At 71.3% G+C, this 13,891-nt stretch carries 13 protein-coding genes; 7 read left to right on the top strand and 6 right to left on the bottom strand.

The genetic code is table 11. From position 1 onward, the window contains the following. The first annotated feature begins 7 nt into the window (after positions 1-7). The 5 genes from ubiB (at position 8) to htpX (ending at position 5,677) form a co-directional block, all read left to right on the top strand. Complete coding sequence (gene ubiB / locus Q8X39_RS14435) at positions 8-1,588, top strand: ubiquinone biosynthesis regulatory protein kinase UbiB (protein ID WP_407068013.1); 1,581 nt, start codon at positions 8-10, stop codon at positions 1,586-1,588. Positions 1,589-1,674: 86 nt separating this feature from the next. Next, positions 1,675-2,037, top strand: a complete 363-nt coding sequence (locus Q8X39_RS14430) for an FmdB family zinc ribbon protein (protein ID WP_305750380.1) — start codon at positions 1,675-1,677, stop codon at positions 2,035-2,037. A gap of 58 nt (positions 2,038-2,095) precedes the next feature. Then, positions 2,096-2,785: a DUF502 domain-containing protein gene (locus Q8X39_RS14425; RefSeq protein ID WP_305750379.1), complete on the top strand. Its 690-nt coding sequence runs from the start codon at positions 2,096-2,098 to the stop codon at positions 2,783-2,785. 93 nt (positions 2,786-2,878) lie between these two features. Next, positions 2,879-4,675, top strand: coding sequence for an aspartate--tRNA ligase (aspS, locus tag Q8X39_RS14420; protein ID WP_305750378.1), 1,797 nt, complete (start codon positions 2,879-2,881; stop codon positions 4,673-4,675). Positions 4,676-4,801: 126 nt separating this feature from the next. After that, positions 4,802-5,677, top strand: a complete 876-nt coding sequence (gene htpX / locus Q8X39_RS14415) for a protease HtpX (protein WP_305750377.1) — start codon at positions 4,802-4,804, stop codon at positions 5,675-5,677. Between the two features lie 189 nt (positions 5,678-5,866). On the opposite strand, the gene clsB is transcribed toward htpX, so the two are convergent. The 5 genes from clsB to Q8X39_RS14390 all read right to left on the bottom strand — a co-directional run bounded on the left by clsB (position 5,867) and on the right by Q8X39_RS14390 (position 9,713). Next, positions 5,867-7,237 carry a cardiolipin synthase ClsB gene (clsB, locus tag Q8X39_RS14410; RefSeq protein ID WP_305750376.1) on the bottom strand — a complete coding sequence of 457 codons (1,371 nt, stop codon included), beginning with the start codon at positions 7,235-7,237 and terminating at the stop codon, positions 5,867-5,869. After that, a complete protein-coding gene (locus Q8X39_RS14405; protein ID WP_305750375.1) occupies positions 7,234-8,043 on the bottom strand; it encodes an endonuclease/exonuclease/phosphatase family protein in 810 nt (269 codons plus the stop codon). Before Q8X39_RS14405 ends, clsB begins: the two co-directional genes overlap by 4 nt. After that, positions 8,040-8,549 carry a dihydroneopterin triphosphate diphosphatase gene (gene nudB / locus Q8X39_RS14400; RefSeq protein ID WP_305750374.1) on the bottom strand — a complete coding sequence of 170 codons (510 nt, stop codon included), beginning with the start codon at positions 8,547-8,549 and terminating at the stop codon, positions 8,040-8,042. The genes Q8X39_RS14405 and nudB overlap by 4 nt, the downstream gene beginning before the upstream one ends. 97 nt (positions 8,550-8,646) lie before the next feature. Next, positions 8,647-9,087: a hypothetical protein gene (locus tag Q8X39_RS14395; protein WP_305750373.1), complete on the bottom strand. Its 441-nt coding sequence runs from the start codon at positions 9,085-9,087 to the stop codon at positions 8,647-8,649. Then, positions 9,084-9,713: a glutathione S-transferase family protein gene (locus tag Q8X39_RS14390; RefSeq protein WP_305750372.1), complete on the bottom strand. Its 630-nt coding sequence runs from the start codon at positions 9,711-9,713 to the stop codon at positions 9,084-9,086. Before Q8X39_RS14390 ends, Q8X39_RS14395 begins: the two co-directional genes overlap by 4 nt. A gap of 254 nt (positions 9,714-9,967) precedes the next feature. On the opposite strand from Q8X39_RS14390, the gene Q8X39_RS14385 reads away from it, so the two are divergent. Both Q8X39_RS14385 and Q8X39_RS14380 read left to right on the top strand, forming a co-directional pair. After that, positions 9,968-10,300, top strand: coding sequence for a hypothetical protein (locus Q8X39_RS14385; protein ID WP_305750371.1), 333 nt, complete (start codon positions 9,968-9,970; stop codon positions 10,298-10,300). Between the two features lie 10 nt (positions 10,301-10,310). Further along, positions 10,311-10,811 carry a DUF2127 domain-containing protein gene (locus Q8X39_RS14380; protein WP_305750370.1) on the top strand — a complete coding sequence of 167 codons (501 nt, stop codon included), beginning with the start codon at positions 10,311-10,313 and terminating at the stop codon, positions 10,809-10,811. On the opposite strand, the gene Q8X39_RS14375 is transcribed toward Q8X39_RS14380, so the two are convergent. Then, the gene (locus Q8X39_RS14375; RefSeq protein WP_305750369.1) at positions 10,790-13,843 is read right to left on the bottom strand and encodes an adenosylcobalamin-dependent ribonucleoside-diphosphate reductase; all 3,054 of its coding nucleotides are present in this window, start codon (positions 13,841-13,843) and stop codon (positions 10,790-10,792) included. The two genes, Q8X39_RS14380 and Q8X39_RS14375, sit on opposite strands and share 22 nt — an antisense overlap. Positions 13,844-13,891: the final 48 nt, after the last annotated feature.

Raw genomic sequence — 13,891 nt, 5'->3', positions numbered from 1 at the left:
GGGCAGCCTGCGCAACACGCTGCGCCTGGGCCTGATCGTCTGGGTCCTGATGCGCCACGGCATGGACCAGCTGGTCCTGCGCAGCCTGCCGCATGCCGGCCTGCGGCTGCTGGCCCGCGTGCTGGCGATTGGCCGCACCCACGACGCGCCGCGCGGCGAACGCCTGCGCCTGGCGCTGGAGCGGCTGGGGCCGATCTTCGTCAAGTTCGGCCAGGTCCTGTCGACCCGCCGCGACCTCATCCCGCACGACATCGCCGACGAGCTGGCGCGGCTGCAGGACCGCGTGCCGCCGTTCCCGAGCGAGCAGTCGCGTGCCATGGTCGAACGCTCGCTCGGCAGGCCGATCGAGGCGGTGTTCCGCAGCTTCGAGCCCGATCCGGTGGCCAGCGCCTCGATCGCGCAGGTCCACTTCGGCGTGCTGCACGACGGCCGCGAGGTCGCCGTCAAGGTGCTGCGCCCGAACGTGCTCGACATCATCGAGGCCGACCTGGGCCTGCTGCGCAAGGCCGCCGCCTGGATCGAGCGCCTGTCGCCCGACGGTCGCCGGCTGCGTCCGCGCGAGGTCGTCGCCGAGTTCGACAAGTACCTGCACGACGAGCTGGACCTCGGCCGCGAGGCCGCCAACGCGGCCCAGCTGCGCCGCAACATGTCCGGCCTGGACCTGCTGCTGATCCCCGAGATGATCTGGGACCTCTCCAGCGCCGAGGTGCTGGTGATGGAGCGCATGCGCGGCGTGCCGATCAGCCAGATCGACACGCTGCGCGCGGCCGGCGTGGACATCCCCAAGCTGGCCCGCGACGGCGTGACGATCTTCTTCACGCAGGTCTTCCGCGACGGCTTCTTCCACGCCGACATGCACCCCGGCAACATCATGGTGTCGATCGCGCCGGCGACCTTCGGGCGCTACATCGCGCTGGACTTCGGCATCGTCGGGACGCTCGATTCACGCGACAAGGAATACCTGGCGCAGAACTTCCTGGCCTTCTTCCGGCGCGACTACCGGCGCGTGGCCGAGCTGCATGTCGAGTCCGGCTGGGTGCCGGCCAGCACGCGCGTCGACGAGCTCGAAGGCGCGGTGCGGGCGGTCTGCGAGCCGCACTTCGACCGACCGCTCAAGGACATCTCGCTGGGCCAGGTGCTGATGCGGCTGTTCCAGACCTCGCGCCGCTTCAACGTCGAGATCCAGCCGCAGCTGGTGCTGCTGCAGAAGACGCTGCTCAACGTCGAGGGGCTGGGGCGTCAGCTCGATCCGGAACTGGACCTGTGGCAGACCGCCAAGCCCTTCCTCGAGCGCTGGATGAACGAGCAGGTCGGCTGGCGCGCGCTGCTGGCGTCGATCAAGGACGAGGCCCCGCGCTACGCCAAGCTGATCCCCGAGCTGCCGCGGCTGCTGCACGATGCGCTCAGGCGGCAGGCCCATCCTGACCCTGCCCACGACCAGCTGCTGCGCGCGCTGTTGCGCGAGCAGCGCCGCACCAACCGGCTGCTGACCATCGGCCTGGGCGCGACGGGCGGCTTCGTCAGCGGCGCGCTGTTCGCCTGGTGGCTGCTGCCCGGGCTGTGGCACTGGCTGCACCGACTGCACTGAGCCGGGGGTCGGGAGGCAGCCGGTCATGCCTGCCACCTATAATTTTGGGTTTCGCATCAACGGTCTGATCCACTGTTTCAACAGCCATGCCGATCTATGCCTACCGATGCAGCGCGTGTGGACATGCCAAGGACGTGCTGCAGAAAATGTCCGACCCGGCACTGACCACCTGCCCGTCCTGCGGCGCCGAGGCCTACGCCAAGCAGGTGACCGCCGCCGGCTTCCAGCTCAAGGGCTCGGGCTGGTACGCGACCGACTTCCGCAACGGCGGCAGTTCCTCGGGTACCGCCAGCGCACCGGCAACGGGCGCGACCCCGGCGCCGGCTGACGGTGGCAACACCGGCGGCAACACCGGTGGCAGTACCAGCGGCGACAGCGGCCCGACCGCGTCCGCCTCCGGTGGCGCCTCGGGTGGCGCGTCCTGCGGCGGCTCCTGCGCCTGCCACTGACCCCGCGTCGTCGGCTTCCTCAACCGTCCGTCCTCACCACGCCGCTGGGCGCCCCGTCGTGAAGAAATACATCGTCGCCGGCCTGCTTGTCTGGCTCCCGCTGGCCGTCACCATCTGGGTGCTGGCCTGGGTGCTGGGCGTGCTCGACGGCGTCTTCCAGGCGCTGCTGTCGATGGCCGCCGCCGTGCTGCCGACCAGCGCGGCAGCCGCCCTCGAGGCGCTGGCGCACGTGCCGGGTCTGGGCGTGATCGTGCTGATCGGCCTGATGCTGCTGACCGGCATGTTCGTGGCCAACTTCGTCGGTCAGTGGTGGATCCGGATGTGGGACCGCGTGTTCCAGAACATCCCCATCGTCAAGTCGATCTACAGCTCGGTCAAGCAGGTGTCGGACACGCTGTTCTCCAGCAGCGGCCAGGCCTTTCGCGAGGCGGTGCTGGTGCAGTACCCGCGCGAAGGGCTGTGGACCATCGCCTTCGTCACCGGCAAGCCCGGCGGCGAGGTCGGCCAGGCGCTCGATGGCGACTTCGTCAGCCTCTACGTGCCGACCACGCCCAACCCAACCTCGGGCTTCTTCCTGATCGCCCCGCGCACCGACGTGCGACCGCTGGCGATGAGCGTGGACGAGGCGCTGAAGTACATCATCTCGATGGGCGTCGTCGGCCCCGAGCCCGGCGGCCACGGTGGCGGCGACCACGCCGCTGCGAACGCTGCAGTGGCGACGTCCGCGGTCGAGCCGGCCCGAAACTGACGACCGCCCCGGCGGGCCTGGTGCCCGCCCCGCGCCCGGCCCGTGCCCGGGCGCTTTCCCACCCGAACAGACTTGCCCCGGAGACTCCCCACCATGCGCAGCAGCTATGCAGGCCTCGTCAGCGAGAAGCTGATGGGCCAGACCGTCACCCTGATGGGCTGGGCCCATCGCCGTCGCGACCACGGGGGCGTGATCTTCATCGACCTGCGTGACCGCGAAGGCATCGTGCAGATCGTCTGCGACCCCGATCGCGCCGACATGTTCAAGACGGCCGAGGGTGTGCGCAACGAGTTCTGCCTGAAGGTCACCGGCCTGGTCCGCGCCCGGCCGTCGGGCACCGAGAACGCCGGACTGGTCTCGGGCAAGGTCGAGGTGCTGTGCCACGCGCTGGAGGTGCTCAACCCCAGCGTGACGCCGCCCTTCCAGCTCGACGACGAGAACCTCAGCGAGACCACCCGCCTGACGCACCGCGTGCTGGACCTGCGCCGCCCGCAGATGCAGAAGAACCTGATGCTGCGCTACCGCGTCGCGATGGAGGTGCGCAAGTTCCTCGACGCCAACGGCTTCGTCGACATCGAGACCCCGATGCTGACCAAGAGCACGCCCGAGGGCGCGCGCGACTACCTCGTGCCCAGCCGCGTGCACGACGGCCACTTCTTCGCGCTGCCGCAGTCGCCCCAGCTGTTCAAGCAGCTGCTGATGGTCGCGGGCTTCGACCGCTACTACCAGATCACCAAGTGCTTCCGCGACGAGGACCTGCGCGCCGACCGCCAGCCCGAGTTCACGCAGATCGACATCGAGACCTCCTTCATGGGCGAGGAGGAGATCCGCGCGATGTTCGAGGGCATGATCCGCACGGTCTTCCGCCACGCCATCGGCGTCGACCTGCCGGTCTACCCGGTGATGACCTATGCCGAGGCGATGTTCAAGTACGGCTCGGACAAGCCCGACCTGCGCGTCAAGCTGCAGTTCACCGAGCTGACCGAGGTCATGAAGGACGTCGACTTCAAGGTCTTCTCGACCCCGGCCCAGAGCAAGGGCGGCCGCGTCGTCGCCCTGCGCGTGCCCGGCGGTGCCGAGATGAGCCGCGGCGAGATCGACGGCTACACCGAGTTCGTCAAGATCTACGGCGCCAAGGGCCTGGCCTGGATCAAGGTCAACGACGCCGGCAAGGGCCGTGACGGCCTGCAGTCGCCGATCGTCAAGAACCTGCACGACGGCGCGATCGCCGAGATCATCGCCCGCACCGGTGCCTGCAACGGCGACCTGATCTTCTTCGGCGCGGACAAGGCCAAGGTCGTCAACGACGCCATCGGCGCGCTGCGCATCAAGGTCGGCCACAGCGAGTTCGGCAAGAAGCTCGGCCTGTTCGAGGACAAGTGGGCGCCGCTGTGGGTGGTCGACTTCCCGATGTTCGAGCACGACGAGGAAGAGGGCCGCTGGAACGCGGTGCACCACCCCTTCACGGCGCCCAAGGACGGTCACGAGGACCTGATGGACACCGACCCGGGTGCCTGCATCGCCAAGGCCTACGACATGGTCCTGAACGGCTGGGAGCTCGGCGGCGGCTCGGTGCGGATCCACCGCGCCGAGGTGCAGAGCAAGGTCTTCAGCGCGCTCAACATCAACAAGGAAGACGCCCAGGTCAAGTTCGGCTTCCTGCTCGATGCGCTGCAGTACGGCGCGCCGCCGCACGGTGGCCTGGCCTTCGGCCTGGACCGCCTGGTCACGCTGATGACCAAGGCCGAGTCGATCCGCGACGTCATCGCCTTCCCGAAGACCCAGCGGGCCCAGTGCCTGCTGACCGGCGCGCCCAGCCTGGTCGACGAGAAGCAGCTGCGCGAGCTGCACATCCGCCTGCGCAACGCCACGATCGCCGCCCAGGGCTGAAACCCGCACCGCCCGGGCCCTTCAAGCCGGCTCACGCCATCGTGCGTGCAGCCGGCTTGAACTTTTCAGGGCCTGCCTGCATCTGAGGGCTTCGCGTCTCGCGCCTCCACCTTCGTCGGAACCCACATGAAACGCATTGCGCTCTTCCTCGTCACCAACCTCGCCGTGATGCTGGTGCTGGGCGTCACGGCCAGCCTGCTCGGCGTCAACAAGTTCCTGACCGCCAACGGCCTGAACCTCGGCGCGCTGCTGGGCTTCGCGCTGATCATGGGCTTCGGCGGCGCCTTCATCTCGCTGCTGATGTCCAAGCCGATGGCCAAGTGGAGCACCGGCGCGGTCGTCATCAACGACTCGCACGACCCGATGCACCGCTGGATCGTCGGCACGGTGCAGCGCTTCTCGGCCGCCGCCGGCATCCAGATGCCCGAGGTCGCGCTCTACGAGGGCGAGCCCAATGCCTTCGCCACCGGCGCGTTCAAGAACTCGGCCCTGGTGGCCGTCTCGACCGGCCTGCTGCAGAGCATGTCGCGCGAGGAGGTCGAGGCCGTCATCGGCCACGAGGTCGCCCACGTCGCCAACGGCGACATGGTCACGATGACGCTGATCCAGGGCGTCATGAACACCTTCGTCGTCTTCCTCTCGCGCGTGGTCGGCTACGTGGTCGACCGCGTGATCCTGAAGAACGACAAGGACGCGCCGGGCATCGGCTACTACGTCTCGACCATCGTGCTCGACATCGTCCTGGGCGTGGTCGCCGCGATGGTGGTGGCCTGGTTCTCGCGCCAGCGCGAGTTCCGCGCCGACGCCGGCGCCGCGCAGCTGATGGGCAGCCGCGTGCCGATGCAGCGTGCGCTGGCACGCCTGGGCGGCCTCGAGCCCGGCGACCTGCCCAAGAGCATCGCAGCCCTCGGCATCGGCAGCCGCGCCGGCGGCCTGATGGCGCTGATGTCCAGCCACCCGCCGATCGAGGAGCGCATCCGCGCCCTCGAAAACGCCCGCTGATCGGAGCCCCTGCCCCGTCGGGCCGAGCGCCGGGCCGCCCCAAGCCGGCCCGCATCCCCACGGGGGATCGACCGGCGTACCCGCCGGGCGAGGGGCACCTCATACCCCCCGGGCCGAGCGCCGGGCCGCCCCAAGCCGGCCCGCATCCCCACGGGGGATCGACCGGCGTACCCGCCGGGCGAGGGGCACCTAGTACCGGCCTGTCACGCCAGCCACGCGCAGGTAGACATACGCCACCCACGCGACCACCGCGCGGCGCACCAGCCGCATCCAGCTGCCTTCGCGCAGGCTGTCCGGCAGGATCTCGCGGCTGTCGGCAAAGGCCCGCGACAGCTCGGTGGCCAGCGTGGCGTGGAAGCCGGCATCCGACACGATCAGGTTGGCCTCCAGGTTGAGCAGCAGCGACAGCGGGTCGATGTTGCTGCTGCCGACCGTGCACCAGTCGTCGTCGATCAGCATGACCTTGGCATGCAGGAAGGCCGGCAGGTACTCGTGGACATGCACGCCGTGCAGGTGAAGCTCGCGGTAGAGCGCGCGCGCCGCCCAGGCGGCCAGGCGGTAGTCGGCCTTGCCCTGCAGCAGCAGGCGGACCTCGACGCCGCGCCGTGCCGCGTCGGCCAGGGCCTGGCGGAAATCGGTGCCGGGATAGAAGTAGGGCGTGACCAGCCAGATGCGCCGCTGCGCGCCGCGCATCGCCTCGATGCAGGCGCGTTCGATGGTGCGGCGCTGGCGCAGGTTGTCGCGCACCACCAGGGCGGCCTGGACCGGCTGCAGCGTCGCCGGAAGCACCGGCTCGCCTGAACCCGCCTGCGTCCCGGGTCGCATCGGCATGCGCAGCTCGCGCATCAGCGTGCGCAGGCGCTGGACCGGCCGCGGCGCGACGATCAGCCGGCGCAGCGCATCGCGCCAGTCGCGACCATGCCAGGCGCGCGACCACATCGCACGGACCACCTGCGCCATCGTGTCAACGACCGGCCCGTGCACCGCCAGCGCATAGTCCAGCCGGGGCGCCTCGGTGCGGCCGTGGTTGAGGTCGATGCGGTCGTCGATCAGGTTGATGCCGCCGATGTAGCCGACCGTGTCGTCGACCGTGCACAGCTTCATGTGCAGTCGGCGCAGCTGGCCGGGCTGCAGCCAGTGGGTCCAGCGCTCGATCGGACGGAACACCGCCAGCTGCAGCCGCCGGGCGCTGCGGCCGGACGGGACCGGCACGACGCCGGGCGCGGCGCTCAGGCGTCGCTCGATGCGGCTGCGGCTGTGCTTGGTGCCGAAGCCGTCGATCACCACCCGCACCCGCACGCCCCGCGCAGCGGCGGCCACCAGCGCATCGGCGATGGCCAGCGCCTCGTCGTCGTCGTTGAAGATGTAGGTTGCCAGCCAGACCTCGTGCTGCGCCGCGTCGATCGCCGCGCGCATCGCCGGGAACAGCTGTTCGCCCCCGCGCAGCAGCGTGATCCGGTGACCCCCCTGCAGCACCGGGCGCTGCTGCAGGTACCAGCCATAGCGGCCACGGCGCAGGCGATGGCGGGCCTTCTCCAGCGGCGGCGCCGGCGTCGTCACCCGGTCAGCTCCAGCTCGACCACCAGCGGCAGGTGGTCCGACATGCGGGCCCAGCGTGCGCCGCGCGGCACCTCGGTGCGCAGGCAGCGCAGCCCGCGGGTGTAGACCCGGTCGAGCGAGAACAGCGGCAGCCGCGACGGGAAGGTCAGCGGATGCCGCCCCACCCCAGCCACCGCCGCGCGTGCCAGCCCGGCCCGCGTGAAGGCCGGGTCGAGCCGCTCGCCCCAGTCGTTGAAGTCGCCCGCGACGATCACCGGCGCGTCGGCCGGCACGCGGCTGGCGACGTACTCGCCCAGGCGCAGCGCCTGGCGCATCCGGCTGGCATGGAAGAGCCCGAAGTGGGCCACGATGCCGTGCACCGCCACGCCCTGCCAGTGCACGATCGCGTGCAGCAGGCCGCGCTGCTCGAAGCGGTGGTCCGACACGTCGTGGTGGCCGATGTCGCCCAGCGGCCAGCGCGACAGCAGCGCGTTGCCGTGCTCGCCGCCGTTCGTCACCGCGTTGGTGCGGTAGGCGGTCTCGTAGCCGTCGGGCGCGAGGAACTCGGCCTGGCCCTGGGCCGGCCAGCCGAACGAGGTGTGGTCGAAGCGTCGCGCGTCGCCGTGGTGGAACAGCCGGACTTCCTGCAGGAAGACCAGGTCGGCATCGAGCTGGGCCACGCCATCGCCCAGGTTGTGGATCTCCAGGCGCTTGCGCGGACCGACCCCGCGCACGCCCTTGTGGATGTTGTAGGTCGCCACCCGCAGGTGCCGGCTCGGGCCGCCCTCGGGGTCGACGCGCGGGACCGGGCGCAGGCTGCGCGTCATGGGCGAGCCCCGGGCGCGTGGCGGGGCAGCATCAGGATCGCCTCGGCGTTGCTCGGCGAGAAGCAGCGGTCGGCCGCCTCGCGCCAGGGCAGCCAGGCATGCTGCAGGTGCTCGCGCGGGGCCAGCGTCACGGCGATGTCGCGCGGTACGGTCAGGCCGAAGACATGCTCGGTGTTGTGCGTCACGCCGCTTGCGTAGCGGTGGCGCCAGACCGGGTAGATCTCGTAGACGTTGCGCAGCGCCCAGTCGCGCAGGGCCGCCTCGGGCACCGCCGCCGAGCCGACCACGATGCCGGTCTCCTCGGCCACTTCGCGCACGGCGGTCAGGCGCAGGTCCTCGTCGGGATGGTCCTTCGAGCCGGTCACGCTCTGCCAGTAGCCGGGCTTGTCGGCCCGCTCGATCAGCAGCACCTCCAGCTCGGGCGTGTGGATCACGACCAGCACCGATTCGGGGATCTTGGTCGGTCGGGACGATGCCGGCGGGACGACGGGTTCGGGCAATGACATGGTCGACGGACGGGGCGCGGGTGGCGATCCTCTCAGGATACCGGCCGGCCATGACCTGGGTCGGACGGCAGGCGGCCGTTCCCCGCGTTCCCTGCCTTCAGCGCGCCTGCTGCGGCATGCGCCCACGCGCCTTCATGGCCTGGCGGATGCGGTCGTTCATGGCCTCGAAGTCGCTGCGCAGCTGGGCGCAGGCGGCCGCGCTGGGTGATTCGCAGAGCGTCTGGACGTCGATGCGCAGCTCGCCGACCGGCTGGCGCTCGACGATGCGGCGCACCAGCGCCGGGTGGGCCGGGTGGCCGGCGGGCGTGAAGGACCACTGGGCCGAGGCCATCGGCTCGTTGACGGTGGTCCAGCCGTCGGCATGGGTGACGACGGTGCCGTTGCCGTCGCGTGCCGCCAGCGCGGCCAGCGCCTCGGCCACGCGGGTGTACGGGATGGCGGGCAGGGGCTGGGCCGCCTCCTGCGCGCGCGCCGGCGTGATCGCGCCAAGAGCCAGCAGGCCGGCCAGCGCGGTCCAGGTTGCGGGCCGGTTCGTCATGCCTTCGTCGCCGCGATGCGGGCCTCGTTGATCTGGTGGGCACGCTGCGCAGCCGGGCGGGCCTGGGCGCGGGCGACGTAGGCCTCGAAGGCCGGGCGACGGTCGATGGTGCCGAACATCAGGCCCCAGCCCAGGCTGGAGCCGAGGTAGACGTCGGCCGCGCTGAAACGCTCGCCGCAGACCCAGGTCGAGTTCAACAGCAGGCCTTCGAGCGCGGCCAGCGTGTCGTCCCGGCTGCCGAAGCCGACCATGCCGCTGCGGCCTTCGGGCACCTGCCAGCCCAGCGCATGCGCGACGGTCGCCTGTTCGAGCGGCCCGGCGGCGAAGAACAGCCAGCGCAGGTAGGCGGCGCGCTCGCGGCGGCCGGGCTCGGGCGCCAGGCCGGCCTGGGGAAAGCGGTCGGCCAGGTAGGCGCAGATCGCGGCGGCCTCGGTCACGACGGCATCGCCGTCGCGCAGCGCCGGCACCTTGCCCATCGGGTTGATGGCGCGGTAGTCGGCCGACTTCATCTCCGGCCCGAAGGGCAGCCAGACGGTGTCGTAGGGCTGGCCGACCTCCTCGAGCATCCAGTGCGCGATGCGGCCGCGCGACTGCGGGTGGGTGTAGTAGACGAGTTCGCTGGGCATGAAGGCTCTCCGGGAGGCAGGCAATGGACGCCGACCGTAGCGCAGAAGCCCGCGCCTGTCGGCCCCGGGCAAGTCCGCAATCGCGGCGATGCCACGGGTCGCCGGGTCGCCGGTGATCGTCACCTCGTGCCACGTTGCAGCTGAAACAGGCGAGCCCGATCCGGAAGCGGCGCTGACATCCGGGCCGCCCAGCATCGGCCTGTCGGATCGGGTCCGGCCCGTCATCCCCACCGTCGTCCTGCAAGGAGCTCCGCATGATCAACGCCACCACGCCCGTGGTCGCCCTGGTGACCGCCCTGACCGGCGCCGTCGGCTACGGCAGCAGCGATGCCATCGAGCCGGTCGAGTCCTCCAGCGCCCGCGCGCGCCTGAACGCCGAGCTGCGCACCGCCCAGGTCGAGCTGTCCTGCGACCACCGCGGGCAGGCCCTGCACGCGATCCAGCGGGCCCGCCGCGAGCTGGTCGCCGACGCCGGCACGGCGCAGCAGCGGGTGGTGCTGGAACAGGCCGCCTGGCAGGTCCGGCACAACGACCACGTCGGGGCGGTGAGCAGCCTCGAGGCATTGCGTTCGGCCGGCCCCGCCTGAGGCCGGCCCGATGCGCTCGAACCCGCGCCCGCTGCGCGTCATCGCCGGCCTGGAAGCGCTCAAGGGCCTGCTGGCCATCGCCCTGCTGGTCGCGGTGCTGCACCTGCCGGCCCGCGAGCTGGGCCTGGGCTTGGCCAACGTCGCCGGCCTGCTCGGCCTGCACCCCGCCGACCTGGCCCCGCCCGCCTTGCTGCACGGCGGCACGACCGGCACGACGGGCTCCTACACGCCGCTGACCCTGCTGGTGGCCGCCTACGCCAGCGTGCGCCTGCTGGAAGCCTGGGGCCTCTGGCACGCCCGCCGCTGGGGCGTGTGGCTGGGCGCCACCTCGGGCGCGATCTACCTGCCCTTCGAACTGGCCGACATCCTGCGCGGCCCGGGCTGGCTCAACGTGTCGGTGATGGCCTTCAACGCCGCGCTGGTGGGGTATCTGACGTGGCGTCTGTGGCGGCAGGAACGGGCCGGAACGGCCGTCCTGCCGCCGGCCGTTCAGCCGCAGGCACCGACATAGCCGCAGCTGGTGCAGAAGTCGCAGCCGTCCTTGTGGATCATGGTGGCGTTGCCGCACTCGGGGCAGGGCTTGCCGGCCATGGGCTTGCGAGACGGCGTGGCGGCGTCGCCAGGCTCGGCGCTGTCGGACGACGACAGCGCCGCGACCGGTGCGGCCAGCACGCCCATCGCGCTGACGGGCTCGCCTTGCTCGGTCAGCACGCCCAGCATGGCGTAGCGGTGGATCACCAGGCGGGCGACGTAGGCGACCGTGCTGGGCCAGACCTGCTGGCGCTTCTGGCCCGGCAGCGGCGCCATGAAGTGGCCCAGCGGCTCGCCGACGTTGAGCAGCTTGCGCAGCTTCATGCCGACCCAGGCCGGGTCGATCACGCGCATGTCCAGCGACAGCAGGCGGGCCAGGCCGTCGAGGGCGCGCGGGTAGTTGCCGGCGAAGCCGATCGCGCAGGGCCGCGTGACGTGGCTGCCGTCCGGGCCGGGCAGGGTCACTTCCTTGAGCGTCAGCGTGAACTCCTCGCCGGTGGCCGGGTTGTGGATGTCGACCGCCCAGGCCAGCGTGCCCTGGGTGCCGGTGCGCGGCTCCTCGCGGCTGAACATGGCCGCCAGGACCGGCGACGGCCCGCCTTCCTGCAACGCGCCGAGCTGCTCGCAGCGCCAGCGGATCACCGCCGCGGTGGCCGCGACGACGCCGGGGAAGAGCTTCTTCTCGCCGGTCGGCGGGAAGGGCATCTCGAAGGCCCGTTCCTCGGCGACCGTCGCGAGCGCATCGAGCTTGAGCTTGAGCCAGCTGGCATCGTTGGCCCGCATGTCCAGCGACAGCGTCTTGGCCAGCGCCGCCAGGCCACGCGGCTGCTCGGCGCCGTTGACCCAGACCTCGAAGGGCACGTTGCGCTCGAACAGGCCGGCATCCGGCCCGGCGGCGGCCGGCAGCTCGCCCACGAACAGCGCGAAGTCGCCATGCGGGTGCTGGATCATGTAGCTCCAGGCCGGGTTGCCGCCGCTCATCTCCGGCCGGCTCGGCCAGCGCAGGCTGGCCATCACCGGCTGCGGCAGGCGGTCCAGGCGCAGGCGCTGGTTGGCGCCCGAGGGCGTGGTCTCGGCGACCGTCAGCGGCGCCGGGCTGGCTTCGACGGCCGGGGTGGCCACGGCTGCGACGGGGGTCGGCTCGACGCTCAGCACCGCGCCGAGCACGCTGTTCGGGCGGTAGGTCGCCAGGCCCTTCAGGCCGGATTTCCAGGCCGCCATGTAGAGGCCCTGGAAGTCCTCGTAGGGGTAGTCGGCCGGGACGTTGACGGTCTTGCTGATCGAGGTGTCGACGCAGGGTGCGACCGCCGCGACCATCATCTCGTGGGCCTCGGCGCTCATCTCCAGCGCGGTGACGAAGGCCTCGCCCATCGGCGCGTCGGCGCCCTTGAGGTGGCGGTGCAGGCGCCAGGCGTGGTCCTCGACGCTGTATTCCTTGAAGCTGCCGTCGGCCTCGCGCTTGCGGCGGGTGTAGGTCCAGCTGAAGGGCGGCTCGATGCCGTTGGAGGCGTTGTCGGCGAAGGCCAGGCTGATGGTGCCGGTCGGCGCGATCGACAGCAGGTGCGAGTTGCGCAGGCCGTGGCTGCGGATGCGGTCCTTGACGGCGGCGGGCAGGCGCGAGGCGAAGCTGCCGCGGCTCAGGTACAGGTCGGCGTTGAAGAGCGGGAAGGCGCCGCGCTCGATCGCCAGGTCGACCGAGGCGTCATAGGCCGCGTCGCGCATGACCTCGCTGATGTGGCGCGCCATGTCGCGCGCGGCCGGCGTGTCGTAGCGCAGGCCCAGCATGATCAGCGTGTCGCCCAGCCCGGTGAAGCCCAGGCCGACGCGGCGCTTGTTGGCCGCTTCCTGCTGCTGCGCCGGCAGCGGCCAGACGGTGGCGTCCAGCACGTTGTCGAGCATGCGGGTGGCGACCGCGCAGACCTCGCGGAAGCCGGCCGCGTCGAAGCGGGCATCGGCCTCGAAGGGGCGGGTCACGAAGTGGGTCAGGTCGACCGAGCCCAGGCAGCAGCAGCCATAGGACGGCAGCGGCTGTTCGGCGCAGGGGTTGGTGGCGGCGATGGTCTCGCAGTAGCCCAGGTTGTTGTCCTGGTTGATGCGGTCCAGGAACAGCACGCCCGGCTCGGCATGGTCGTAGGTCGACCGCATGATCTGGTCCCACAGGTCGCGCGCCGGGACCTCGCGGTAGACCCACAGGCCGTCGGCGCGCTGGCGGGCGCCGGCCGCCTTCTGCTTCGGGCCGGGCTCGGCCTTGTGAACCAGCTCGATCGGGCCGTCGGCCTCGACCGCCTGCATGAAGGCGTCGGTCACGCCCACCGAGATGTTGAAGTTGCGCAGGTCGCCCTGGTCCTTGGCATGGATGAAGGTCTCGATGTCCGGGTGGTCGCAGCGCAGCACGCCCATCTGTGCGCCGCGCCGGCTGCCGGCCGATTCGACCGTCTCGCAGCTGCGGTCGAACACGCGCATGTAGCTGACCGGGCCGGAGGCATGGCTCTCGGTCGAGCCGACCCAGGCGCCCTGCGGCCGGATGCGCGAGAAGTCATAGCCGACGCCACCGCCGCGCCGCATGGTCTCGGCGGCTTCGGTCAGGGCGGTGTAGATGCCGGGGAAGCCGTCCTCGGGCTCGGCGATCGAGTCACCGACCGGCTGGACGAAGCAGTTGATCAGCGTGGCGCTGAGCGTCGTGCCGGCGGCCGAGGCGATCCGGCCGGCCGGCACGAAGCCGCGTTCCTGGGCGGACAGGAACTTCGCGGCCCAGGCCTCGCGCTGCTCGGGCGCCTCGACCGCGGCCAGTGCGGCGGCCACGCGCTGGCGCACGTCGGCGATGGTCTTCTCGTCGCCCTTGGCGTACTTTTCCTGCAGCAACTCGGTGCTGATGGCCTGCGGCGGCAGGTTGGCGCGGCTGGGGGCTTCGGGGGCGGTGACGGCGGTGCGGCGGACGGTGGCGGCACGGCTTGGAGGGGCAGCGGCGTCGCTGTCGAACAGCGACAAATCCTGGCGATTCGGGTCGGACATGGAGGGGTCTCCGTGGATCAGGGGCGGAGCATAGTGCGGACGCCCAGG

The organism is Leptothrix discophora (genome assembly GCF_030705305.1).
In the GTDB taxonomy this organism is placed as follows: Bacteria; Pseudomonadota; Gammaproteobacteria; order Burkholderiales; family Burkholderiaceae_C; genus Sphaerotilus; species Sphaerotilus discophorus.
Note: the sequence above shows the minus strand (reverse complement) of the source record. Positions and strands in the feature narration are given on the sequence as shown.

Bases quoted from the DNA above. Each gene is read 5' to 3' on its own strand.
- aspS (WP_305750378.1), top strand. From the start codon at position 2,879: ATGCGCAGCAGCTATGCAGGCCTCGTCAGCGAGAAGCTGATGGGCCAG.
- Q8X39_RS14380 (WP_305750370.1), top strand. From the start codon at position 10,311: ATGCGCTCGAACCCGCGCCCGCTGCGCGTCATCGCCGGCCTGGAAGCG.
- Q8X39_RS14390 (WP_305750372.1), bottom strand. From the start codon at position 9,713: ATGCCCAGCGAACTCGTCTACTACACCCACCCGCAGTCGCGCGGCCGC.
- Q8X39_RS14405 (WP_305750375.1), bottom strand. From the start codon at position 8,043: ATGACGCGCAGCCTGCGCCCGGTCCCGCGCGTCGACCCCGAGGGCGGC.
- Q8X39_RS14375 (WP_305750369.1), bottom strand. From the start codon at position 13,843: ATGTCCGACCCGAATCGCCAGGATTTGTCGCTGTTCGACAGCGACGCC.
- htpX (WP_305750377.1), top strand. From the start codon at position 4,802: ATGAAACGCATTGCGCTCTTCCTCGTCACCAACCTCGCCGTGATGCTG.
- nudB (WP_305750374.1), bottom strand. From the start codon at position 8,549: ATGTCATTGCCCGAACCCGTCGTCCCGCCGGCATCGTCCCGACCGACC.
- Q8X39_RS14430 (WP_305750380.1), top strand. From the start codon at position 1,675: ATGCCGATCTATGCCTACCGATGCAGCGCGTGTGGACATGCCAAGGAC.
- Q8X39_RS14395 (WP_305750373.1), bottom strand. From the start codon at position 9,087: ATGACGAACCGGCCCGCAACCTGGACCGCGCTGGCCGGCCTGCTGGCT.
- Q8X39_RS14385 (WP_305750371.1), top strand. From the start codon at position 9,968: ATGATCAACGCCACCACGCCCGTGGTCGCCCTGGTGACCGCCCTGACC.